The following is a 23,125-nucleotide window of genomic DNA, read 5'->3' as shown; positions in this document are numbered from 1 at the left end:
TGCGAACACCATTAAATCCCGCCGCCTTCACCAGTTCGATATCCTTCTTCAAAGCTTCAGAGGACGGCGGTGTCATAAAGGTGTCTGGCCAGTAGCCTTGATCCAAAACCATACGCAGATAGTAAGGTCGACCGTTCAACATGAAGCGATCGCCGTGAAATGCAACACTTCTTAAGGCCGTGTAACTTTTTACTTTATCGAGAAGAAAGTTTCGATCCCACAATTCAACATGAACATTGATCAGAGTGGGCTTTTCAGGACTCCACAGAAGTTCATTGCGAAAGTCATCGATGCCTGGATCAGAAAAGGCAATCCGTCGATGAACTTCCTGGTGTACGACATCGTAAGAATCCTGGGCCAAAAGTTTTCCGTCGCACTCCATGCGAATTCGCACTTGCAAGCCATCGACTCGGGGTCCCGCCAAAAAGACTTCAACACCCACTTCCCATCTTTCAATTAAAGGAGTCAGGCGGATTTTTTCTATATAGATCTCGAAAACTTCTTCGATCCACACAGTTTGCCAAATCCCTGTTGTCCGGGGATACCAGATGCTGTGAGGCTCTTTTTGCCAGTCCTGCTTTCCGCGCGGCTTTGCCAGATCGAACGGATCATCGTCAGCGCACACGGAAATGACTTGATCTCCGCCATCGTGCAAAGCATCGGTGATATCCATAGTGAAAGGAGTATGTCCGCCTTCGTGGCACCCCATATACAAATCATTCACCCACACTTTGGCTTGATAATCGACGGCGCCAAAGTGCAGAAGAATACGTTTACGGGCAATTCTGCGGATCTCGAAACGACGCTGATACCAACAACGCGAATGAAAACCCGTATCACCAATGCCGCTGGCTTTGCATTCAGGCACGAACGGCACTTGAATTTTCATCGGCCAATTCTTTATCTGAGCAGGATGCGAAAATTCATGCGTGTCATCAAAAAGAAAAGACCAGTTTCCGTTGAGCGACATCCAATTACTGCGTTGAAAGTTTTTTCGGGGATAGGGATCGAGAGTATTTTCATTTCTGTGCGACATGAGCCCTCCGCGTCACTTTGCGCGATTGGTTCTAAATATGAAAGCGTGTTGTCGTTTTCGCACTATGTATTTAGGCACCGGCCCGCGAGACCTTTTGTAAGCAAGTTCGGAATGGTCGCAGAATCAGAAACACCAAAAAAACACTTCCACAACATACTTTCGAAGGGTGCGCCATGAGTCTTACTTGCGAAGCTTCAGACTTACTTGTCTTCTCTCACTTGCGTTGGAATTTTGTTTTCCAAAGACCTCAACATCTTATGTCGCGGTTTGCGACCTTTCGTCGAGTCTACTTTGTCGAAGAACCTTTGTTTCATTCTAGTGCGGAAGCCGAGCTGGAACTGACACAATCCAAAGAAGGCGTGACGGTGGTGGTCCCTCGGCTACCAGAACGAATCGGTCCTAAAGATCATGACCTGGTTCTACAAAAACTTTTGGATAACTTAATGTCCGAAGAGTTCATCGAATCCTACTCCACTTGGTATTATACGCCGATGGCCCTGAATTTCAGCCGCCATCTTTCCCCCGCCGTCACTATTTATGATTGCATGGACGAACTTTCCAAGTTTCACGGCGCCCCCCGCGAGTTGCTGGATTTGGAGTTGGAACTTTTAAAGAAAGCCGACCTCGTCTTCACTGGCGGGTATTCTCTTTACGAGGCCAAAAAAGAGATGCATGAAAATGTACATGCTTTCCCAAGCGGGATTGATGTTCATCATTTCAATTCGGCTCGCAGCAAAAAAAATGATCCTGAGGATCAAAAGCCTATTCCTCACCCTCGTGTGGGATTTATCGGTGTCATTGATGAAAGAATGGATACAAATTTAATTGGAGACTTGGCGCGACTTCGCCCCGACTGGAATTTCATTATGATTGGCCCAGTGGTGAAGATCGATCCGGCCTTACTACCGAAGCTTCCCAACATTCACTATCTGGGTAAAAAGGACTATTCCGATCTTCCTAAATATTTGGCGGGATGGGATTGCGCCCTGATGCCCTTTGCCCGTAACGACGCAACTCGCTTCATCAGTCCTACGAAAACTCCCGAATACCTAGCGGCAGGTTGTCCTGTGGTCTCGACCTCGATTCGCGATGTTGTCGAACCTTACGGCAACCGCCAGTTAGTGGCTATTGGGGACACCGCTGCAGAATTTGTAATTCACATCGAAGAAGCGTTAGAGCGTCGCAAATACGATTCCAACTGGTTGGATGCCGTTGATGAATTTCTGAAAGATATTTCTTGGGACGAGACCTGGAAAAAAATGGCCCTACTGGAAACGAATTTCAATCAGTTGAAGACGTTACGACCCGAAAGGCCCACTTCGGAAAGACTGAACATCAACTTCTTACGCGGAATGTGATTGTGATGAAACCGCAACTGTGGATTGGCATCGAATGCACATTGAATCGGGTTGGCAACCGCTACTTCAACCAACTGGATAGCTCAGGCCATCTTCTGCGAGAAGGCGATCTGGATCTTTTTGCGCAATTAGGTGCAGAGAGAATACGCTACCCTTGTCTGTGGGAACAAGTGGCCAGCCGGGAAGGCGTTTACAACTGGCAAGGAATGGATCAGCGTCTGGAAGCTCTTCGGCAAAGAGGTTTGATCCCGATCGCTGGCCTTTTACATCATGGCAGCGGACCTTTGTTTACCCACTTACTAGACCCTGATTTTCCGGAAAAGTTCGCGCGCTATGCCCGGGATTTTGCCAACCGCTATCCTTGGATCTACGATTATACTCCGATCAACGAAATTCTGACGACGGCCCGGTTCAGCTGTCTATACGGTCATTGGTTTCCCCATCGACACGACGATCGAAGCTTCATACAAGCGGTGTACGGGCAATGCAAAGCCACCTCTTTAGCAATGCAAGAAATTCGCAAAATCAATCCCCAGGCACGATTGATTCAGACCGAAGACGTCGGACGCGTGGAAAGCACCAAACTTCTGGAATACCAAAGAGATTTTGAAAACCACCGTCGTTGGCTGAGTTTTGATCTACTTTCGGGACGAGTGACAAAGGATCATCCCTTGTATGCCTATCTCAAAAACGGATTGACAGAGAGCGAACTACACTGGCTTCAGGACAACCCCTGCGTTCCCGATCTTCTGGGCCTTAATCACTATCAATTAAGCAACAGATTTTTAGATGAGCGAATTGCTCTTTATCCCTCTTTTCTTCACGGCGGAAATCATTTACATGCCTATGCGGATGTCGGCGCCATCGATTCAGGCCAAGCGACTTCGGCCTCGCCTTACAGCCTTTTCAAAGAAGTCTGGGATCGCTATCAAATTCCGTTGGCGGTGACCGAGGTCCACACTCGCGGCTATCGCGAAGATCAGATGCTGTGGCTAGCGGAGATTTGGAATGCGGCTAAAACTCTGTCGTGTGAGGGTGCTGATGTCCGCGCCGTCACGGCCTGGAGTCTGCTGGGAACCTTTAACTGGAACTCTCTTTGTACACGGGAGGAAAATTTTTATGAACCGGGCGTTTTTGATTTGCGCACGCCCGAAGGAAAACCTCGCGCCACCGTCTTGACTGACATGGTGAAATCATTGGCCACGACCGGTGTGTTTGCACATCCTCTGCTGAACGAAGAAACCCGTTGGCGAATTCCTGAAAGGGCCCTTTATGCACCCGCAGCTTTATTTTCCACTCTTCGCCCGCCCGGAAAAAGTCGTAAATCCATTCTGATTACCGGCGGTCGCGGCACCTTAGGCCGCGCGTTCGCTCGTCTATGCGGTATGCGAAACATCCCGTTCTATCTTTTAGATCGCGCCGGCTTAGACATTACCGACCGTCAAAAAGTTCGAGAGGTCTTGCAAGATCTACAACCCTGGGCGGTCATTAATGCCGCCGGCTACGTCAAAGTGGACCGCGCCGAGTTTGAAGCCTTGAAGTGTTTCAAAGAAAATGTCGAAGGCCCCCGAATCCTGGCGGAAGAATGTGCCCAAGAAAAAATCCGTTTCCTTACGTTCTCGTCGGATTTGGTTTTTGATGGACACCAAGAAAGTCGCTACCTAGAAAGCAATACGGTGGCCCCCCTGAATGTCTATGGGCGTTCGAAAGCGCAGGCAGAAGAAAAAGTCCTTACGGCAGATGAAAATGCGCTGGTTGTTAGAACGAGCTCTTTTTTCGGCCCCTGGGATGAGTCCAACTTTATCACTCGTTGCCTTAAGACGGTGAACCGAAATTTAAAATTCTATGCCGCGGACGACACGAAAGTGTCACCCACTTATGTACCCGATCTGGTCCATGCGTGCCTGGATCTTCTGGTGGATCACGAAAAGGGGCTGATTCATTTAACCAATGATGCCGATGTCAGTTGGGGTGACTTTGCGGCGATGGCCGTCTGTCGTCTGCCCGACAAAAAAACTGATCACATTGTTAGAAAAACCCATCAAGAGATGGGGGCCACGGCCCGACGTCCTGCACACAGCTCATTAAGCAGTGAACGCTATCGCATTCTGCCAAATCTGGACGATGCATTGGACCGCTATTTTCAACAATTAGAAGTTGCGATTTTTTAAGGAGAGACGATGAAAATGCAGATTGGAATTGCCGGCGCCGGTTTTGCCGGAGCGGTGATAGCTCGTGAACTGGCCCAAAGCGGAAATTTTAAAGTCACGGTTTTTGATGAACGCGACCATGTGGCCGGCAACTGTCACACGACGCGTGATACGGAAACCAATGTGATGATTCATCAGTACGGTCCTCACATCTTTAACACCAGTCGCCAGGATGTCTGGGACTATGTTAACAAGTGGTCCCCTTTTATGCCGTTTACGAACCGTGTGAAAGCGATCACGGAAAAGGGCGTGTTTTCATTGCCCGTCAACCTTTTGACGATCAATCAGTTTTTTCAAAAGAAAATGACGCCCTCCCAGGCTGAGGAATTTCTGGGCAATCAAGGTCAGAGTGACATTGCGGAACCCCAGACTTTCGAGGAACAGGCTCTGAAATTTTTAGGTGCCGATCTTTATCGAAATTTCTTTTATGGCTACACGAAAAAACAATGGGGTGTCGAACCTAAAGAATTGCCGGCGTCGATACTGAAACGTTTGCCGGTGCGATTCAACTACGACGACAATTATTACAATCAGAAGTACCAGGGGATTCCCGTCGACGGCTATACCACCATCGTACAAAAAATTCTGGATCATCCGCTGATCGAGGTGTGTCTGAAGACGCGCCTTTCCGCTGACGACAAAGACAAGTTCCACCACATCTTCTGGAGCGGTCCCATGGACGGTTACTTCAAGTTTCAGCGGGGACGTTTGCGCTATCGCACTTTGAAATTTGAAAAATTTGTCGCTGACGGGGATTTTCAGGGAAATCCGGTAATCAATTATTGCGAAGAAGAAGTGCCCTATACCCGTATCACTGAACACAAACACTTCGCGCCGTGGGAAGAACACCCGCGAACAGTCTGCTTCAAAGAATACAGCGCCCTGTGCTCTGAGCGGGATACGCCCTACTATCCCCTGCGTCTGGCGCAGGATATGGCCTTGCTGAAGGAATACATTTCTTTGGCAGAGTCAGAAAGCAATGTGACCTTCATTGGCCGACTGGGAACTTATCGTTACTTGGATATGCATGTGGTTATTGGCGAATCCTTGGATCTCGCTAAAATCTGTCTTTCGAAAGATTTAACTGAATGGCCACGCTTTAGCCATTCCCCGATTTAGCAGGAGGAAATTATGCGTGTACTTGTCACCGGCGGTGCCGGCTATATTGGAAGTCATGTGGTGCGCCAACTTATTGAAGAGGGCCATCAGGTTTTGGTTCTGGATGACCTTTCTGAGGGACATTTAAAAGCGCTTCACGCTGACGCTCTTTTTATTCCCGGAAGCACCGCCCATGGCGAATTGTTATCGCGAACCTTCAATGAATATAAGATCGAAGCGGTGATGCATTTTGCTGCCAATATCGAAGTGGCGGAAAGCGTGGAAAATCCATACAAATACTATCACAACAACGTCGCCAACACTTTGACACTTTTAAATGCCATGCATGAGGCCCATGTTGAAAAACTGGTGTTCTCGTCCACGGCGGCCGTCTATGGCGAGCCGCAAGACATTCCCGTCGAAGAACATCATCCGCGCCAACCTGTGAACCCTTATGGCAAAAGCAAAATGATGGTCGAAATGATCCTCGAGGACTTTGCGCAGGCCCATGGGCTGCAATACGCAGTTCTTCGTTATTTCAACGTCGCCGGTGCAGCACCGGACGGCTCCATGGGAGAAGATCATATGCATGAAACCCATCTGATCCCGCGCATTCTGAAGTCCGCTCTTCAGGCTCAACCGGAAGTAAAAATTTTTGGTGCGGACTATCCCACGCCCGATGGGACCTGCATTCGGGACTACGTGCATGTCATGGATTTGGCGAAGGCCCACACCTTGGCTCTAAGGTCTTTACGTCCCGGCAACAACGACATCTACAACATCGGAAGTGAAAAAGGCTTTTCTGTGCGTGAAATTTTAAGAGCCTGCGAACGCGCGACCCAGGTTGAATTTATAGTCAAAGAAGAACGTCGTCGCCCAGGCGATCCGGCCGTGCTGGTTGCCTCCAGCCAAAAAATACAAAACAAGTTGGGATGGCAACGAATGTACCCGCACATCGATACCATTATCACCCACGCGTGGAATTGGCATCGCACGCATCCCCAGGGATATAGCGAAAAACGCGCCGACTACCAAACACAGTATCAACAAATTTAGGAGGAACTATGAACGAAAATCAAAAAATCCGATACGCTGTTGTCGGCCTGGGTCACATCGCCCAGACTGCGGTCCTTCCGGGATTCAAAAATGCTAAGAATTCGGAATTGACGGCCCTGGTTTCCGGAGATGCAACCAAACTCAAAAAACTGGGAAAGAAGTACAAGGTCGAAAATCTTTATCACTATGATGACTACGAAGAATGTTTGCGCAGTGGTCTTATCGATGCCGTCTATATTGCAACTCCCAATGCCCATCACCGCGAGTTCGCGGAAAAAGCCGCGTATCAAGGAATTCACGTTTTAACCGAAAAGCCCATCGCCACATCCGTTGCCGACGCCGTCGCGATGATGAGAGCCGCTGACCGCAACAATGTCAAAATGATGGTGGCTTATCGCCTTCACTTTGATCCAGCCAATCTAAAGGCTATTGAAATTGCACAAAGCGGAAAACTAGGGGAACTGCGGATTTTCAATTCTCTTTTTTCTTATCAACTGACAGATCCCACCAACATTCGTCTGCAAGCCGAGCAAGGAGGCGGTCCCCTTTTAGATATCGGCGTTTACTGCCTTAATGCCGCCCGCTATCTTTTTCGCGACGAGCCGGTGGAATGTTTCGCCTGGACAATGAATAGCTCTGACGAGCGGTTTAGTGAAGTTGAAGAGATGATGTCTGTCACACTTCGCTTTCCCGAAACTCGCGTCGCCACATTCACGATCAGTTTTGGCGCTTCTGACAGCGCGGCTTATGATCTGATTGGCACCAAGGGCTGTTTGCGCCTGGAAAACGCCTATGAATATGCGGATGACATGGAGTTAACCACCACGATCAATGGCAAAGACAAGACCTACACTTTCAAAAAACACGATCAGTTTGGTCCAGAGCTGGAATACTTCTCTGAATGTATCTTGAAAGAACAGCAACCCGAACCTTCCGCTGAAGAGGGTCTTCTTGATATTAAGATTATTGAAGCTCTCTTTGAGTCCGCTCGGTACGGCCGACCTGTCAAACTGGATTATTTCAAAAAGACGACACGCCCGTCGGAAGAGCAAAAGATAAAAAAGCCGGCTCGTACGGAACCCGAAGTCGTTCACGCGCGCAGCCCGCACAACTAAATACTTGGCTGACATTCAGCCACAACAAGGAGGAAGACATGGCTACTAGATCAACCAGCTCTCGGAGCAGTTCAGGCAGAGGATCTACCGGTAGAACTCGTTCATCGTCATCTGGTTCGGGTTCACGCTCGAGCACTTCATCTTCGCGTTCTGGCGGAACGGGCTCTCGCTCTGGCGAATCAAGTCGCCGGGCTTCCGGAAGCTCTTCCGGCCGCGGCTATGAAGACTATTTCGAATCCCGAGGTGGCGGCGGACGTGGCACCTACGAAGACTACGGTGGCCAAGGCTCGCGTCGTTTCCAAGATTCCAGCCGAGATGACATGTATGAATCTCGCGGGAGTCGCGGATATTCTGATGACTACGGCCGCGAAGACTATGGACGTTATGAGGGTTCGCGCAACTACAGCGGCGGTTATGGTTCGGAACGAGAGCCTTACCGCAGCTACGGCAGCGAACGCTGGAGTGAAGATCGAGGCTATTCGGGACGTGATCCTGGTCGCTACAGCGATCAAGAGCGCGGTATGAGTCAACGCCGCTACTCTGAAGATATCGATGAAGACCGTTCTTCACGCTACGGACGCGGAAGTTCCAGCTCAAGCCGTGGTCAGGGCATGAACTATAGCAGCCGTGACTTTGATGACGAACGCATGAGCCGAAACTTCAGCGACGACGATGAAGAAACCAGATATGGTCGCAGCAGCCGTTGGGAAGATGAGGATGAAGACTCTGATGACTATGATCAAGTCAATCGCAGTCATCGTTCTTCGAACACCTATTAAAAACGAAATGTTTTCTTAAAAAACTAATCAAAAGAAGGATTCACTTTTTCCAGGTGAATCCTTCTTTTTTCTCTGAAATCAGCCACCAGAGCCACGCTCCTGCCTCACCTGCACCATCTTTTGTCCGGTTTATTACAAAACTTCCAGATACTTTGTCTGGATTTTAGAGTGTCTGTAATGTTTTTGCCACAGTCTGGGTAAGTCCTCCGTTAGTGTTTGTTAACGCACAAATTCATGGAGGAATAATGCCAATTAGCAAACGAAAAACATTATTCTCACGTTTTAGCACTGCGCTTTTAACAACTTCGCTGCTAGCCATGGTGGCTTGCAGTAATGGCGGCGGAGGAGAAGCCGCCCTGCCCGACGATCCCACGTCAGAAGGGATTGCGGAAACACCCTCGGGAACGATCGAAAAACCGATCGCTGACACCACAGGGGATGTGACCGACTCACAAAAAGAGGCCATCTTAAAAAATTATGACCACGTCGATCCTACCCACATTGTCCCTTACAAATCCTTAGAAGAAGCTCTTATTTACTTTCACCAGAACAAGTCCCGATTCTCAAATCAAAACTATCTTTCCATCATTAACTTTGGACAAAGCTCAAAAGAAAAACGTTTTTACATCATCAACATGAAAACCGGAAGTGTGTGGGCGATGCACGTGGCCCATGGCAAGGGGTCGGATGCAAACCACGATGGTATCGCGGAGAAATTTAGCAACGTCTCTGGCTCCAATGCCAGCTCTCTGGGGATTTATAAAGCGGCAGAATCGTATAATGGCAGCAATGGCCTGTCTTTACGATTGGATGGCCTGTCGACCACAAACTCCAATGCCCGAGCGCGCGCCATCGTCATCCACGGCGCTAGCTATGTGCAGGAATCGAGTATTATCCAAGGACGGAGTTGGGGCTGCCCGGCTGTCGCCATGGAAAATCGTGATGCCGTCATCAAGTACCTCAAAGGTGGCAGTATGGTTTATGCGGTCGTGGACACCGGAAGCACTGAAGCGCCTTCCATTCCCGCCAATCCAGGCGATGGGGGAACGTATTCCATGCACGCCCTCTCATGGGAGACCTCCTCCAATCCAGAGCGCAAGCAATGGTCACAATACTTGATGAAGTTGGTTCTGAATGATTGGAGCTCTCTGCTTAAAGGCGCAAGTGACATGAAAGACTTCTGTCCTCGGTATGCTTCTTTGAACAACAATCAGCGCGCGAATGTGTGGGCTCAGCTTTTTTCCGCGATAACAAAATTTGAAAGCAACTACAATCCCTTGTCCCGCATGCACGAAACAACGATGGGCACAGATCCGGTGACCAAAAAACCGGTCTATTCCGAAGGGCTGCTGCAGCTATCTTACCAGGACATCACTGGCTGGAATTTCTGTAAGTTTGACTGGAGCAAGGATAAGTATTTAAGCTCAACCGATCCTAAGAAGACCATTTTAGATCCCTACATCAATCTTCACTGCGGTGTCGGTATCATGGCTAAACAAGTCGCGAAAAAAGGGGTGATTAAGCTGGGTTCGGGTGCTTACTGGGCCGTTATTAAAACCAACAGTCAGTATCAGAAAATCAGTCAGATCACATCTATGGTCAGATCTTTGCCTATTTGTAAGTGATCTTTGGCAGAGCATCCCCAGTTTGCCGATAGCGCGGAGAAGTTATTGAACACTCAATAATTTCTTCGCGCACGAATCCAAAGACGAATCGGCGAAAGTTCTTTTTCGGTAATACCCACGAAATGCGCCTGAATGCGATAAAGAGGTTCCGGCCCCGGAATCTCTTCACAAGAATCAATACGCAAAGGAACCTTGGGAATCCCGATCTCTTCAAAGATGGGAGAGTTCAAACGAAGAATCTTTCCCACTGGCACCGCCACCGATGACGAAATGGTCACGCCTAATTCAGACAAGGTTACGATTTCGGTCTTTGTCTCCCATTCCGCTTTATAATTCACAGCCGCAGAGGAAAACTGCACGGTGTCTTCTGGTTTTTTCACCAGAAGATTGCGGATCTTCGCCAAAAGCAGTTCGGGATCAATCGGCTTGACCACGTAATCGTTCACACCGGACTCGATGCCTTTTTCGATATCCGCCTTTTCGCGCTTCCCGGTTAATAAAATCACCGGAGTTTTTGCTAAGAGCGGCTGTTTGCGGATGGTGCGTGTCAGCGCATAACCGTCACCGCTTCCCGGCATCACGGCGTCGGTAATGACGAGATCAAAAGTGTTTTGCGCCAACGAGTGCAATGCTTCTACGGCATTTGTGCATGCAGTTACAAGATGCCCGTCCTTGCCGAGAAGCGCTTCCAGTGTGAGCAACACACTTTTCTGATCATCTACGATAAGAATTTTTGCCATTCGCTTCTCCTTCCTGCCCTCTTAGGCGGCGTTTTTTTCAGACAAATAGTTTTTCAACTCATTCAGACTATTCACGAACTGCTCTTCGATCTGGGTGATAAATTCGGCTGCGCCAGAGACATCCGTCAAATCCTCAACGGTTGCACACAGCTCTGCCAAACGTTTGGCACCCAGGGTGGCGGCGGCAGACTTCAGCGCGTGCGCTGCCTCGCTGAGACCTGTCTCATCCACGTCTTGAAAAGACTTCTTCATGGACGAAATAAGTCCCGGAGCCGATGCCTCTAGGTCTTCAATCAAGGCCGCGACCAAACTCTGATCCTTCACCATGTAACTTTCTAATTGCGCCAGAGCCGTCAGATCCAACGTGTTTTCCTGAAGCGGAAGCCAGCGCTGCAAGACCTCGAACAACAAGGGCAGCTCAATAGGCTTCGCCAAAAAACCATCCATGCCTGAATGAGCATATTCAAGCTTATCCGCCCCCCCGGCATCTGCCGTCAGGGCGATGATAGGCGTCCTTGTGGATGCCGTGACCTGTTCCGTCTGCCGAATTTTTTTGGTCGCTTCAAAACCATTTAAAACCGGCATTTGGCAGTCCATAAAAATCAGATCATATTTTTTGCTTTGGCATTTTTCAAAAGCGACAAGACCGTTGGCTGCGACCTCAACTTCCAAGCCGAGTTTACGCAAATAGTTCTGCGCCACTCGTTGATTGACCAATTGATCCTCGACGACCAGAACATTCCCTTTGAAAACTTTCGCAAACTTCGCATCCTGCAGGCGCGGAAGATCCTGTTCTGCCGCGATCGGAAGGCTGACCGTAAACCAGAAATTAGAGCCCAAGCCGACGACACTTTCAACACCGATCTGGCCTTGCATAAGATTCACAAGTTGTTTGCAAATGGAAAGCCCCAATCCGGTTCCGCCAAATTTGGCGCCTGTTTTGGTTTGAAAGTATTTTTGAAACAGCGAGCGACGCTCTTCTTCTTTAAGACCGGGACCGGTGTCCTTGACTTCAAATTTAAGATGAAGGTTTTGCGCAGACGCCTCAGTCAGACTCACATCCAAACTGACAAAACCCTTTTCAGTGAACTTGACGGCGTTGCCAATAAGATTGACTAAAATTTGGCGCAGACGCCCGGAATCACCCACAAAGTATTTCGGGATTTTTTCCGAAATTTGCAGCTTCAATCCGACGTTCTTTTCCGCCAGTGTGGCGCGGAATATTTCAGTGATATCGCGAGCCAGAAAGTGCAGATCGAAGGGTTGCGGATCTAAACTGATTTTTCCGGCCTCAATTTTTGAATAATCAAGAATGTCGTTGATCAACATCAGTAAAGACTCGGCCGATCTTTTCACGGTTCCGACATATTCTTTTTGTTCTTCATTCAGCGGCGTATCCGCCAACAGCGTTGTCATCCCGATCACGCCATTCATCGGCGTGCGAATTTCGTGGCTCATCGCTGCCAGAAAGTCCGACTTCTTCAAGGACGCCTCCAAAGCGGCCTCACGAGCTTTAGCCCATTCCTGTTCAATCATTTTTCGTCGACTGATATCCTTAAAAACAACCAGAGCACCGGCAATCCCGCCCTGAATATCATTGAGCGAACGACTGCTTAAAGAAATATAAGTACCTTGGGGGTGCGTTTCATTTTGTACGAAAATCTCCAAATCATCCACCTGCTCTCCGCGCAAAGCCCGATAGAACGGAAGATTTTTTTGCGAATAAGCTTCGCCACTGGCGACGTGGAAAAAACCCAACTCTTCGACACTGACGGTGGTAGCCACTTCCTTGATACGTGTGCCGATAATACGTTGAGCCGCGGCGTTGTAGTGCGTGAAGTAACCCTGCTCGTCTGTGACGATCAGCGCCTCACTCATGTTATTTAAAATACTATCCAGAAGAATGGAACGTGTCTGCAATGACGTCGCCAAAGATTTTTGTCGACGCACTTCTTGTTTCTGCCACAGACGACTTAAGATTATCAGTGCCGCCAAAAAACCCAGAATACCGTAAAAGAATTCCGTCCGTTTCCACAAGGGCTTAGACACCGTCTGCAAAGGAAAGGTTTCAGCAACCTGAGGTAAAATAGATGCGCTGGCGGGTACACGCACCGCGCGCCCCTGTTGTCTTTCCGTCAGAACTTTATTCACGGCTTCAAAGTGCCCATGCAACAGACGATTTAACTGGACAGACTTTTTGTGAAGCCCCTCGTCCCCCACGACCAACTTGGCAAGCTGACCCATTTGATAGTTCAGCAAAAGAACCTGTTGGTTGTAGTCGGCCAGATCCTGAGCTTTGCGCTGGTGGATGAAAAGTTTTTCAGAATTTTCGGCGCGTTCAATGATCTCGGCGATCTTCTGTAAGGTCGTCACAACTTCGTCAGACATTGGCTCCGAATGTGCTGACACTAGGAATTGCGGATGTTGGTAAAAATAGACGCCCAAAGCGATCAACAGAACTAGAGAAAGTTCCACTCCCCAACGGGTCACGAAAGCTTTGAAAAAAGATGCTGAATTCATAAGCATCTTTTCGGCTGTTTACGTCTTGAAATGTACTCTTAGAAGGGCTTTCTGGACCAAGGCCCGAGGACCCCGTGTCCACTAGGAGATCATTCCGCGATACCTACGGTTACGTACTGGGGTTTTAAAAGACGCACGACCTCTTGCGGAGACAAGGAAACTAAGAATCCCCGCTTGCCCCCGTTGATATAAATCTGCGCAAGTTCGGCGATGCTTTTTTCCATATAGACGGGCATTTTTCTTTTCGTTCCAAAGGGAGAAGTTCCTCCCACCTGATACCCCGAGTGCCGATCAGCCACTTCGGGCTTACAAGGAGACACGGTTTTTACGCCCAGTTCCCGGGCCAGTTGTTTGGTTGAAACTTGCATGTCCCCGTGCATGAGTACAATCAGGGGCGATTTATCCTCAGTTTCCATGATCAAGGTTTTAATCACGATGTGTTCATCGACGCCAAGCTGTTCCGAGGAGTGCCTGGTGCCGCCTTTTTCTTGATAAGGAAAGAGATGTCCTGTGTAGCTCACATTATGAGCTTGCAGTTCGCGGATCGCCAAAGTCATAGGAAACTTGTCTTTTTCACTCATTTATTATGACAGTAGCACCGCGAACAAGACCGAGGCAACGGAAGCTTTTTTACGGACCGTTTCCACAGAGCGCCGGAAGCAAAGTGCTGGCGGGCTCGATACGTCCACGAGTTCCAAACATTTGCGCGGCATGCTTTTGAGCATCTTTGAAAGAGCCTGCGCCAACGGGATAGACTTCATAACCGTCCCGATATGTCGGAGTATAACCCACGCCGAAAATCGTGGCTTTACGATTTCCCTCTTTTGCCAGCCCAATGTAAGCCACGGCCCCGGTTTTTCGTTCAACATCTTTTTGAAATGCGACGAAGTTACCCAAGGAATAGATCACCAAGGTTTCACGACCATCCGTCGTCACGTATTTTTCCCAAGGTTGCAACACATGCGGATGCGAACCCACGACCGCGGTGGCCCCGGCTTCCAAAAACATCTTGGCGTGACTTTTCTGTTTGGCATCAGGTTTAGAACTGTACTCAACGCCCCAATGCGGAAGAACGATCACCGCATCCACATCTGAACGTGAAGAAAGATCCCTGATAAGAGTGCGAATTTTTTCGCCACTATAACAAAGCAGCAACTGGTCTTTGCTGTCGGTGCGCCCGTTGGTCATCTCCGTGCAGCCCAAAAAAGCCACGCGCATATTGCGAATATTCAGGATCTGATAAAACTCGGCATTTCGTTCCTGCGCTATGCGAGTGCCTACTGTGGGAAGCCCGATATTTCGCGCGGCTTGAACAGTTCGATCAACACCGATGGAATACCGATCCAAAGAATGGTTGTTCGCGACCGTCAATAAATCGTATCCAGATTTTTTTAAGTCCGAAAGGATGCGCGGATGGAAGTTAAAGACCATGTTGGTGCCAGAATAAATATTCAGATCATAAGTGAAGCCCACGTCTCCGTGGTCCCGTCCCTGACGATCAATCCCCAGTGCGGCGGGGCCTTCAAGATTGCCAATGGAAGCGTCCGCTTTTTGCATCAGACTGTTGGTGCGACGCCAGATTTGCGAGAAATCTTTGCTGCCAGCGACCACGGATTTATAAAGCATATCATGAATCAGGATGTCGCCCACAAATGAAAGAGTGGCGGTCTGATTGCGTGGATCACAGGGCGTGGAATAAGTCAGATCTGGTCCGGCAAAAGCGGTGTTCGCAAAAACTAACAGAGGGGTGAGGAGCATTTCTTTCATATCTTATTCTTGTTCCACTTTTGATTCGGAAGAAAGACTGAGCGAAGCTTTCTCCGAAAATACAAAGACTGCAGCTCTTCATGCCTGCGCGGGCGGCTTTTTGACAAGGAATTTTACTGACAATTGCCGGGGCCAATTCTAAATTGCAGAAATGTTTATAAATATTTCCCCCCTTAAACAATACCGCGACTTCCGCCTTCTTTTCTTCGGCCAAATGATCTCGTTCTTGGGAAGCATGGTCAGCTACGTCGCCATTCCTTATCAGGTCTATGAGCTGACCAAAGACAACTGGCTTGTCGGCATGCTGGGGCTGGTGCAATTGGGTCCCGTTTTGATCTTCGGAATTCTGGGAGGCACTTATGCGGACCGCCTGGATCGTCGCAAGCTTCTTTTGGTCTCGGAATTTTTCATGAGCTTAATGATTCTGGGCCTCACCCTAAACGCCTGGAGCGACCAACCCTCAATTCCTTTGATTTTCATTCTGGTCGCGCTTTTTCAAAGTATTCTGGGATTTCACCGCCCGGCGATGGATGCCTTAACGCAAAAAATCGTGGATAAAAAGGACTATGCCGCTGTGGGCGCCTTGGGAAGTTTCCGTTATTCCGCAGGGGCCATCGTCGGCCCGGCCTTGGGCGGAATTCTTATTGCCAGTTTTGGTATCAAGGGGGCCTATCTTTTTGATTTCATCAGTTTCGTTGCCGCCTTTATCGCCCTTTACCTGATGTCCAAAATCCCCAATCCTGAAAAGCGGGACAATTCGCCATGGACTGACGCTAAAGAAGGTTTGAAATATGCCGTCTCAAAACCAGAGCTGATCGGGACATATCTGATTGATATCGTCGCCATGGCCTTTGCGTTTCCGGTGGCCTTATTCCCCTCGATGTCGGAAAAATGGGGAGGCGCCTCTGCGGCCGGTCTGCTTTTTTCAGCGATGGCCGTAGGCTCTTTAATCATGACGGTCTTCAGTGGTTGGACGGCGAAGGTGTCTCGCCATGGCAAAGCGGTGGTTATCGCGGCGACTTTGTGGGCGGTGTTTATCGTCGGGGTCGGTTATGCGCAACACCTATGGGTGGCCCTGCTATTTCTGGGACTGGCCGGCGCTGCAGATATGATGAGCGGACTATTCAGAGGAATTATTTGGAATGAAACCGTGCCGAACGAACTGCGCGGACGCCTGTCAGGTATCGAGATGATTTCATACATGTCAGGCCCCTTGCTGGGCAATGCCCGTGCGGGCTGGATGGCTGCGAAAGTGTCCGTGCCTTTCAGCATCAGCGCAGGTGGCGCGATTTGCGCCGTCGCAGTTATCGTGACGGCCTTTTGTCTGCCAAAGTTCTGGCGCTATCATGGACACGCTTCGCATACTTCATAAAAAGATTCTTTTCGCCAAGATGTTCTAAAAGAAATTTTTCGGCCTGTTCTTCAGAGATCTGCTGGGATGCCAACCACAGGTCTTCGTAAAGATTCTGCGTCGCCGCCATATTTAAAGAAGGAAAGCTGGAGTCGTCGACTTCGCCATAACCGACGATAAAAAGATAGTTCCAAAGCGGCTTCATCGCACGATTGTAATGACTTTCCATCATCTTTCCCTGCCAGCCTAAATTTTCCTTGATGATTTTCGTCGACTGCGGGGAATCCATGAGAAAACTTTCCAAGGCCTGCTCTGAGGCCTTGGGCAGGTGCACGCGTTCGTGGGAGGTTCCAAAATAAGCCAGCAGATTTATAAAAACTTTTTTTGAAAAAAAAGTGGCCCGGTTGCGGAACCATTTTGCATAGACAACGTCTTCACTGCGCGAAAGTTCTTCGCGCAGAATCCACATTTCACTGACACGGCCGTCGGCATCCGCATCCCATTCCCACACCATTTTACTGCGCGGATAGAGTTCTGACCATAGACTGGCCGGCTCTGGTCGATTCTGCAAGGGGTACACCAGAAGACACCCACGGCGCTCAATGGCTTCCACCATCTTTCTTTTTTTATTTTTCGACGTCATAGTTCGAGTATTCTAACTCGGTATTCATCGGAGCACCAGCTTCCAGCCAGGCTTTTAACAAACTATATTGTCGGGGCGTGAGGCTGGCATTCATCGGCATCGTTCGTTCAATCACCGTCTTTTGATAGATACGTTGGGCATTTTCCAGAACCTCTTCATAGATGTCGGTGCCAATTCCGCCCCGGATCATCCCCTGGGCGCGATTATGACATTCGTAACAACTGGCTGCAAAAACCTCACGACTGACAATAAAAAACTGAAGATCTTCAGCGGCGACAGGCTTCGTATCCACGACGGGCTCTACCGGCGTCGGCTCTGGAATTTTGTCGTCCTTAGAAGCACTGCAGGCCCCTAAACAGATGAATAAAAGTAGGACCACGATGAACGACAGAAATCTCATGCAGCCTCCTAAGATTGCATCCCCCATTTTGGGAAAGATCCGTCTTAGGTCAATGTGTAGTTTATCAAGAGCCGGTCTTGTTTAGTTGTCTTCGTCTTCTTCGGATTGGAACTTAAGATCTAAGAAATCCAACAGGGAAGCCTCTGCCGCCTTAGGAATTTCTGGCGACACTCGGTTGAGAATTCTTCGTTGTCGAGCCATCACGTAGATCGAGGGCCGATCAATACGAAAGCGACGTGGGTTGGGCAACACGGCCGCAATCAGAGAAGCTTCCGCAGGCGAAAGTCTTTTCGCATTTTTTTTAAAGAACTTCTGTGAAGCGGCTTCAACGCCATAAACTCCGGGCCCCAACTCGATGACATTCAGATACACTTCTAAAATACGCTCTTTCGGCCAGACGAATTCAATAAGCACGGTGAAATACGCCTCGAAACCCTTGCGAATCCAATCACGATGAGGCCACAGAAACACGTTCTTCGCCGTTTGTTGGCTGATCGTACTAGCACCCTTTTTCCGTTTATGGGTTTTGTTGTACTTCATCGCTTTTTGAATAGCGTCGTAATCAAAACCATTGTGATCAAAAAAACGGTAGTCTTCAGCTTTCAGGACGGCTCGTTGCACCGAGGGAGAAATATCTTCCAACGGCACCCAATCTTTGGCAATGCCGACAAACTTTTCTCCCCACAAAGATTCCACGGAACGGATCACCATCAGCGGTGTTATGAATACAGGTACGAAGCGATAAAACAAAACGGCGCCCAGACTGCTTACCATAAAAAGCAGCATCAACTTCATGATCCAAGTGCGAATGCGGGGCCAGTAGTGTTTCATCGATTTTAGAATTCTTTAAAGAAGACCTGGTTGCACGATCTCAACCCAATAGTCATCTGGATCTTTGATAAAGGCGATATTTTTCATGCCGCCTTCACCCAGTTTCTTTTGGAAGCGCACCCCCAAGCTGTCAAAGCGGGCACAGGCCTTTTGAATGTCGGGAACCGAGATACAAATGTGACCAAATCCACGGGGTTCGGTGTTGCCATTATGATAAGGCGTTTTTTCCTGCTCTTCCGTACCCCAGTTATGGGTGAGTTCTAAAACCGCCTCACGCCCGAACGTGTATTTTGCGTTGGCGGCATTATCGGTCGGTACGTCTTGTCCCTCGGGAACATAGGCTAAAAAGAAAAGTGAAAATTTCCATTCCGCGAAATCAAGTTTACGCACCAGCTTCATTCCCAACACTTCTGTGTAAAATTCCAAAGAGGCTTTGGGATCTTTAATGCGCAACATCGTATGATTAAATACGTAACCTTGTGTCTCTGACATATTTTCCTCGTGTGCGTTCAAAACTAACATACTTTGCAAGCACCATAAAGTGTCCATTTGCGAGAAAGGCTAGAAACCTTCCCAAAATGCCACCAGTTTTATTTGGCCTAGCCCTTGCTATACCCCTTACCAGGTGATTGATGTCACCACTCTTCGGGGGAAGAGAGTTTTAAGGGGGAAAAATATGTGGCGAGGACTCGCACACCTGACAGGTCTTATTGTATTAGCACTCTCGTATCAAGCCAACGCACAAACTCCGCCGGGAGTTCGCATTCAAAGTCTGCAAGCGGTCGGCAGTGGCTGTCCGGTCGGCTCTCACAACGCCACAATTTCACCTGATGGTCAGACTTTTTCACTGCTTCTGGATAATTTTGTCGCCTCTTCCACAATGCAAAATCCCATCGCCCGATTAATGTGTGAATTAAAAGTCAGCTTCTACGTTCCTGCAGGTTGGACTTTCGCCGTTCTGAACGCGGACTATCGGGGTTTTGCTTACGCGGAAGCTGGCACTGTCGCCACACACCAGGCGCTTTATTCTTTCGACGGCAGCAAACCTAAAAACGAAAGACCCGGATACGAAAATGGCGGAACTTACAACTTTCGCGCTCAAGAATTCAAAGGTCCCTATAATGACAATTACTACATCCGCCACACTATTGATCCGAAGTTGGCTCCCTGGGCTCCGTGCAGCACGCAATCAGTCCAGACTCTTTTCGTAACCACATATTTAATGGCCAGAAATCTGAATTTGTCATCATTGGTAGAGTCCACGATCACTTTGGACAGTATCGATGGTCAGGTTCAATCCCAGCGTTACACATTAGCGTGGAAGCAATGTACACCTTCACGTGTGACACCACCGACGAAAGATCCGGGCACGCCACGGCCTGCGCCGCCGCGGGATCCAGGTCGTCCGCCACGATACAGATAAGCGATTAAAAAAAAATAAACCAAATATTCAAAATGAATGGAAATAAACAAACCATAAGGGGGAAGTGTATGAAAAAAATGATGTTAATGAGTCTAGTCGGAATACTATCGACGCTAAGCCTGCAAGCCAACGCGCAAGTGCGCCTGGGTGAGCCTGCTTATGGCGGCACGGGTTGTCCTGCAGGATCTGCCAGTGTGACTTTAAGTCCTGATCAGCAAGCACTCAGCATTCTATTTGATAACTATGTCGCAGAAGCCGGCGGAGGTCGCCGCGTGGATCGTAAGTCGTGTAACATTTCGGTTCCTGTGCATGTTCCATCGGGGTATAGCGTTTCCATTTTCCAAGTGGACTATCGCGGTTTCAATTCCGTGCCTCGTGGCGGTTTGTCACGCTTTGACGCCGAGTACTTCTGGGCCGGTGCCCGCGGACCTCGCGTTTCCAGAACCTTCACAGGTCCGGTCAGTGATGTTTACACGATTTCCGATGGTCTTATCGCCAGTGCGCAAGTTTGGTCGCCTTGCGGCGCCAGCGTGAATCTGAGAATCAACACTTCGATGATGGCTCAGTCCAATGCGCGCGGTGAGCAAACTTTGGCGACAGTGGACAGTGCTGACGTAACCTCAGGACTTATCTATCACCTAAGATGGCAACGCTGCCGCTAGTTTGAATTTGGCGGGCTTCGGGTCGGCAAAAGTAGATGTCTTTAAGGCAAAAATACGCTAGACTCTGCTTTTAAACACCAGGAGCCCTGCCGATGTCTAAATCGCCACAACACTCTCATGCCCTTCAAGTGCGTCAGGCCTTGTGGGCCCTTCAAAAAGAAGTTCTCAATTCGTTAAAAGAAGAATTTGACCGAGAAAATGGTTATCAGGCCGCCCCCACAGAATGGTTTCAAGTTTTGATGACCGCCGAACGTTATGCCTGGCTGCGCGAACTGACAACCTTGATGGCCGACATTGATATCATGACCGAGTTGGAATTTATCACCGAACAACACGTCAGCGCGGCCCGTGCGGAAATCGAAAGAATGCTTTTCGACCTGGATCAAGAAGATCTTTTCAATAAACAGTTCCGCGACTTGCTGATATCCAGTGGAGCCTTATTGCCCCTGCACTCACAACTTCGTGCCACGTTACAAAACCTACCGAAAGCCGAATTGCCAAAGGAACAATCTTTTGCCGAAAGAAAAAATTGGCACGAAGAGCATCGTCATCAGGCAAAAAAACGCCGCAACTAAAGTTGATCTTTTAAAAAAACATATCCTTCACCAAGCCTCCCCAGGAGTAGTCTTTTGCTGACGTCTTGGTGGAGGTTTTATGTTTCAGAAGCTATTCTTCACATCCATGATCGTAGGCGGAAGTCTGTCGTTTCTAGCTCTTTTCGGCCCCCACATAGAGCCGGCCATCCGATCTAATGTGACCGCGCAGAAGATTCTGATCTGGTTGAACTCGCCCTTTCAAAGTCAGAAGGTCAACGCAGAAGATTTAGATCAAATGCGTCGGAACCCTCTTCAGGCCCAGCGCGGAACACAACCGTCCCCTTCAAAAAAAGTGTGGGAGCTGACTCTGAACAAAACCACAGAAAGTGAGTTGGCCGAGTGGATTCGCGCAAAAAAAATCGCCTGTTCGAAAAGTTCCAAAGGTTATAACTATATCAAATGCCAAAAAGTGCCGTTAAAAGCCTTGGGACTTCCCTATAATAATTCCTTCGCGGAACTGGATTTTACGATTGATGCCCAAAATCGATTGATCTTCGTGGGGCTTTTACATCGGCAGCTGCCAACGGACAAAGCCCTCTCGCTGCTCGAGAATATTTCCGACAGCCTGAAGTCCCGCCTAGGAGCACCGACCCGCAGCCCGGCCTCAGTCACTTCCGCAGAACTTGAGCATTCCCTAGAGGCCTTAAGTTATGAATACAAATTTAAGGACTACATCGCGCGAGTGACGGCTTCAAAACTTTCAACGACGGGAATAATCTTATATGAACAACACATTTATATTCCCTAACCCTTTATGCACAAAACTCTGTTTTAATATCACTACGACTGCGACAAGGTCCCCCTCATGGAAGGGCCGTCTTATAATGCTGAAGAACTTGTGATTCAAGCTCAGTTTTGGGAGCCCAAGTTTTTACCGGCTTATTGCTGGATTTTAAGTTTGTTAAAACTGGCTTACTCGTAACTCACCGCAAGGGTGATTATTAGGGTAATCTTAGCATATGGCTCAATCACTCTTAGGACTTTTCGTAGTTTTGCTGGCCCCTGTTTTATGGGCTGGTTCCAACGCGCCGACGTTGCGGGTTGTGACGGAGTATTGGCCGCCGGTCACCTTTGAAATCAATGGCGAGCCACAAGGTATGGCGGTCGAGCTGACGCAAAACCTGCAAAAACAGATGAATCGCCACGAGCCCATCGAAGTTTTACCCTGGCCTCGCGCTTATCATCTGGTTTTAAATCGTCCGAATGTTCTGCTATTTACGGTTATTGATAACGAAGAAAGAAAAAATCTATTCTCGTTCCTGGGACCTATTGCCCAGGGAGAAATAGCTCTGTTTGCGCGCCGAAGTTCTGTACAACATTTTCCGACTTTGGATAAACTGCGGAAAGCGCACTCTATCGGCGTGCACCGCGAAACCGCTTTTCAAAACACTCTTGAGCGTCAGAATTTCCAAAAGATAGTTCCAGTCAATTCCCCCATCAGCGGGGTCAAAATGTTAATGACCGGTAGGGTGGATTTGTTCTGTGACGACGTTCTTGCGATTTCGCAAATAATGAAAGAGGCCGGATATCCTGAGGACGCCTTTGTCAAAGTCGCAACCCTGGAACGTGTGGAGTATTATTACGCGTTTTCAAAAAATACCGCGCCAGAGACTATCTTCCAGTGGAAAGCGGCTTTAGAAAAAACCAAACGCAGCGGTGAATTCAAGACTCTTTATCGCAAATGGTTTGGCAAAAATCCCGCTCCTGAACAAGTGACTCTGCGCCTTGCAGAGCAGGGTCCTGCAATATCTGAAGAAAAACCTCTTTGGGCTGAGCTCCTGCAACCCCGATTGGGCGATTGAAAATAAAAAACGGCACACCACTCATTGCACTCCCCGCTGTCCCTCCACAGCATCCAGAAAAAATTCAACGACGATTTTCTTTTTCATAAACTCTACCCGCGCATATACTTAGA

General features: G+C 48.7%; 22 protein-coding genes. 13 read left to right on the top strand and 9 right to left on the bottom strand.

Annotated features, from left to right (window positions below; genetic code table 11):
* Window positions 1-1,036 (bottom strand): sugar-binding domain-containing protein (locus OM95_RS13735; RefSeq protein WP_041874906.1); only part of this gene is annotated, 1,036 nt, incomplete at its 3' end.
* A 173-nt stretch (window positions 1,037-1,209) separates the two neighbouring features.
* Between OM95_RS13735 and OM95_RS13730 the strand changes: the two genes are divergently transcribed.
* The 7 genes from OM95_RS13730 (at window position 1,210) to OM95_RS17375 (ending at window position 10,277) form a co-directional block, all read left to right on the top strand.
* A complete protein-coding gene (locus OM95_RS13730; RefSeq protein ID WP_291516416.1) occupies window positions 1,210-2,394 on the top strand; it encodes a glycosyltransferase family 1 protein in 1,185 nt (394 codons plus the stop codon).
* Window positions 2,395-2,399: 5 nt separating this feature from the next.
* On the top strand, window positions 2,400-4,565 hold the full coding sequence (locus tag OM95_RS13725; protein ID WP_041874942.1) for an SDR family oxidoreductase: 2,166 nt from the start codon (window positions 2,400-2,402) through the stop codon (window positions 4,563-4,565).
* 9 nt (window positions 4,566-4,574) lie between these two features.
* On the top strand, window positions 4,575-5,723 hold the full coding sequence (gene glf, locus OM95_RS13720; protein WP_291516414.1) for a UDP-galactopyranose mutase: 1,149 nt from the start codon (window positions 4,575-4,577) through the stop codon (window positions 5,721-5,723).
* A 12-nt stretch (window positions 5,724-5,735) separates the two neighbouring features.
* A complete protein-coding gene (gene galE, locus OM95_RS13715; RefSeq protein WP_041874904.1) occupies window positions 5,736-6,758 on the top strand; it encodes a UDP-glucose 4-epimerase GalE in 1,023 nt (340 codons plus the stop codon).
* Window positions 6,759-6,766: 8 nt separating this feature from the next.
* Window positions 6,767-7,873, top strand: coding sequence for a Gfo/Idh/MocA family oxidoreductase (locus OM95_RS13710; RefSeq protein WP_041874901.1), 1,107 nt, complete (start codon window positions 6,767-6,769; stop codon window positions 7,871-7,873).
* Between the two features lie 38 nt (window positions 7,874-7,911).
* Window positions 7,912-8,652 carry a hypothetical protein gene (locus OM95_RS13705; protein WP_041874899.1) on the top strand — a complete coding sequence of 247 codons (741 nt, stop codon included), beginning with the start codon at window positions 7,912-7,914 and terminating at the stop codon, window positions 8,650-8,652.
* Window positions 8,653-8,897: 245 nt separating this feature from the next.
* Window positions 8,898-10,277 (top strand): murein L,D-transpeptidase catalytic domain family protein, encoded by a 1,380-nt coding sequence (locus OM95_RS17375; RefSeq protein WP_291516412.1) that lies wholly within the window; start codon window positions 8,898-8,900, stop codon window positions 10,275-10,277.
* A gap of 53 nt (window positions 10,278-10,330) precedes the next feature.
* Here OM95_RS17375 and OM95_RS13690 read toward each other — a convergent pair whose 3' ends face one another.
* The 4 genes from OM95_RS13690 to OM95_RS13675 form a co-directional block, all read right to left on the bottom strand.
* On the bottom strand, window positions 10,331-11,017 hold the full coding sequence (locus tag OM95_RS13690) for a response regulator (protein WP_041874897.1): 687 nt from the start codon (window positions 11,015-11,017) through the stop codon (window positions 10,331-10,333).
* A gap of 21 nt (window positions 11,018-11,038) precedes the next feature.
* Complete coding sequence (locus OM95_RS13685) at window positions 11,039-13,537, bottom strand: ATP-binding protein (protein WP_041874896.1); 2,499 nt, start codon at window positions 13,535-13,537, stop codon at window positions 11,039-11,041.
* Window positions 13,538-13,626: 89 nt separating this feature from the next.
* The gene (gene ybaK, locus OM95_RS13680; RefSeq protein ID WP_041874895.1) at window positions 13,627-14,118 is read right to left on the bottom strand and encodes a Cys-tRNA(Pro) deacylase; all 492 of its coding nucleotides are present in this window, start codon (window positions 14,116-14,118) and stop codon (window positions 13,627-13,629) included.
* A gap of 49 nt (window positions 14,119-14,167) precedes the next feature.
* Window positions 14,168-15,304: a CapA family protein gene (locus OM95_RS13675; protein WP_041874894.1), complete on the bottom strand. Its 1,137-nt coding sequence runs from the start codon at window positions 15,302-15,304 to the stop codon at window positions 14,168-14,170.
* A 151-nt stretch (window positions 15,305-15,455) separates the two neighbouring features.
* On the opposite strand from OM95_RS13675, the gene OM95_RS13670 reads away from it, so the two are divergent.
* Complete coding sequence (locus tag OM95_RS13670; RefSeq protein ID WP_041874893.1) at window positions 15,456-16,676, top strand: MFS transporter; 1,221 nt, start codon at window positions 15,456-15,458, stop codon at window positions 16,674-16,676.
* Here the strand turns inward: OM95_RS13670 and OM95_RS13665 are convergent.
* The 4 genes from OM95_RS13665 to gloA form a co-directional block, all read right to left on the bottom strand.
* Window positions 16,609-17,298 (bottom strand): hypothetical protein, encoded by a 690-nt coding sequence (locus tag OM95_RS13665; protein ID WP_041874891.1) that lies wholly within the window; start codon window positions 17,296-17,298, stop codon window positions 16,609-16,611. The genes OM95_RS13670 and OM95_RS13665 overlap by 68 nt on opposite strands.
* On the bottom strand, window positions 17,282-17,698 hold the full coding sequence (locus tag OM95_RS13660) for a hypothetical protein (RefSeq protein WP_041874889.1): 417 nt from the start codon (window positions 17,696-17,698) through the stop codon (window positions 17,282-17,284). The genes OM95_RS13665 and OM95_RS13660 overlap by 17 nt, the downstream gene beginning before the upstream one ends.
* Before the next feature lie 81 nt (window positions 17,699-17,779).
* The gene (gene mtgA / locus OM95_RS13655; protein WP_041874887.1) at window positions 17,780-18,529 is read right to left on the bottom strand and encodes a monofunctional biosynthetic peptidoglycan transglycosylase; all 750 of its coding nucleotides are present in this window, start codon (window positions 18,527-18,529) and stop codon (window positions 17,780-17,782) included.
* Between the two features lie 15 nt (window positions 18,530-18,544).
* Entirely contained in the window at window positions 18,545-19,021 is a 477-nt protein-coding gene (gene gloA / locus OM95_RS13650) for a lactoylglutathione lyase (protein WP_291516410.1), read from the bottom strand.
* A 184-nt stretch (window positions 19,022-19,205) separates the two neighbouring features.
* On the opposite strand from gloA, the gene OM95_RS13645 reads away from it, so the two are divergent.
* From OM95_RS13645 to OM95_RS13625, 5 genes are all read left to right on the top strand, one after another.
* On the top strand, window positions 19,206-19,952 hold the full coding sequence (locus tag OM95_RS13645) for a DUF4360 domain-containing protein (protein WP_291516408.1): 747 nt from the start codon (window positions 19,206-19,208) through the stop codon (window positions 19,950-19,952).
* 68 nt (window positions 19,953-20,020) lie between these two features.
* Window positions 20,021-20,614, top strand: coding sequence for a DUF4360 domain-containing protein (locus OM95_RS13640; RefSeq protein ID WP_041874886.1), 594 nt, complete (start codon window positions 20,021-20,023; stop codon window positions 20,612-20,614).
* Window positions 20,615-20,706: 92 nt separating this feature from the next.
* The gene (locus OM95_RS13635; RefSeq protein WP_041874885.1) at window positions 20,707-21,189 is read left to right on the top strand and encodes a hypothetical protein; all 483 of its coding nucleotides are present in this window, start codon (window positions 20,707-20,709) and stop codon (window positions 21,187-21,189) included.
* Between the two features lie 79 nt (window positions 21,190-21,268).
* A complete protein-coding gene (locus OM95_RS13630) occupies window positions 21,269-21,958 on the top strand; it encodes a hypothetical protein (protein WP_041874884.1) in 690 nt (229 codons plus the stop codon).
* 211 nt (window positions 21,959-22,169) lie between these two features.
* Complete coding sequence (locus tag OM95_RS13625; RefSeq protein ID WP_041874882.1) at window positions 22,170-23,012, top strand: transporter substrate-binding domain-containing protein; 843 nt, start codon at window positions 22,170-22,172, stop codon at window positions 23,010-23,012.
* Window positions 23,013-23,125: the final 113 nt, after the last annotated feature.

The organism is Bdellovibrio sp. ArHS (genome assembly GCF_000786105.1).
Taxonomy (GTDB): Bacteria; Bdellovibrionota; Bdellovibrionia; order Bdellovibrionales; family Bdellovibrionaceae; genus Bdellovibrio.
The sequence above is the reverse complement of the archived record's forward strand: the minus strand, read 5'-3'. Positions and strand labels throughout refer to the sequence as shown.

Bases quoted from the DNA above. Each gene is read 5' to 3' on its own strand.
- mtgA (WP_041874887.1), bottom strand. From the start codon at position 18,529: ATGAAACACTACTGGCCCCGCATTCGCACTTGGATCATGAAGTTGATG.
- OM95_RS13685 (WP_041874896.1), bottom strand. From the start codon at position 13,537: ATGAATTCAGCATCTTTTTTCAAAGCTTTCGTGACCCGTTGGGGAGTG.
- gloA (WP_291516410.1), bottom strand. From the start codon at position 19,021: ATGTCAGAGACACAAGGTTACGTATTTAATCATACGATGTTGCGCATT.
- OM95_RS13635 (WP_041874885.1), top strand. From the start codon at position 20,707: ATGTCTAAATCGCCACAACACTCTCATGCCCTTCAAGTGCGTCAGGCC.
- OM95_RS13710 (WP_041874901.1), top strand. From the start codon at position 6,767: ATGAACGAAAATCAAAAAATCCGATACGCTGTTGTCGGCCTGGGTCAC.
- OM95_RS13725 (WP_041874942.1), top strand. From the start codon at position 2,400: ATGAAACCGCAACTGTGGATTGGCATCGAATGCACATTGAATCGGGTT.
- OM95_RS13665 (WP_041874891.1), bottom strand. From the start codon at position 17,298: ATGACGTCGAAAAATAAAAAAAGAAAGATGGTGGAAGCCATTGAGCGC.
- OM95_RS13675 (WP_041874894.1), bottom strand. From the start codon at position 15,304: ATGAAAGAAATGCTCCTCACCCCTCTGTTAGTTTTTGCGAACACCGCT.
- OM95_RS13630 (WP_041874884.1), top strand. From the start codon at position 21,269: ATGTTTCAGAAGCTATTCTTCACATCCATGATCGTAGGCGGAAGTCTG.
- glf (WP_291516414.1), top strand. From the start codon at position 4,575: ATGAAAATGCAGATTGGAATTGCCGGCGCCGGTTTTGCCGGAGCGGTG.
- OM95_RS17375 (WP_291516412.1), top strand. From the start codon at position 8,898: ATGCCAATTAGCAAACGAAAAACATTATTCTCACGTTTTAGCACTGCG.
- OM95_RS13660 (WP_041874889.1), bottom strand. From the start codon at position 17,698: ATGAGATTTCTGTCGTTCATCGTGGTCCTACTTTTATTCATCTGTTTA.
- OM95_RS13690 (WP_041874897.1), bottom strand. From the start codon at position 11,017: ATGGCAAAAATTCTTATCGTAGATGATCAGAAAAGTGTGTTGCTCACA.
- OM95_RS13670 (WP_041874893.1), top strand. From the start codon at position 15,456: ATGTTTATAAATATTTCCCCCCTTAAACAATACCGCGACTTCCGCCTT.
- galE (WP_041874904.1), top strand. From the start codon at position 5,736: ATGCGTGTACTTGTCACCGGCGGTGCCGGCTATATTGGAAGTCATGTG.
- OM95_RS13730 (WP_291516416.1), top strand. From the start codon at position 1,210: ATGAGTCTTACTTGCGAAGCTTCAGACTTACTTGTCTTCTCTCACTTG.
- OM95_RS13645 (WP_291516408.1), top strand. From the start codon at position 19,206: ATGTGGCGAGGACTCGCACACCTGACAGGTCTTATTGTATTAGCACTC.
- OM95_RS13640 (WP_041874886.1), top strand. From the start codon at position 20,021: ATGAAAAAAATGATGTTAATGAGTCTAGTCGGAATACTATCGACGCTA.
- OM95_RS13625 (WP_041874882.1), top strand. From the start codon at position 22,170: ATGGCTCAATCACTCTTAGGACTTTTCGTAGTTTTGCTGGCCCCTGTT.
- ybaK (WP_041874895.1), bottom strand. From the start codon at position 14,118: ATGAGTGAAAAAGACAAGTTTCCTATGACTTTGGCGATCCGCGAACTG.
- OM95_RS13705 (WP_041874899.1), top strand. From the start codon at position 7,912: ATGGCTACTAGATCAACCAGCTCTCGGAGCAGTTCAGGCAGAGGATCT.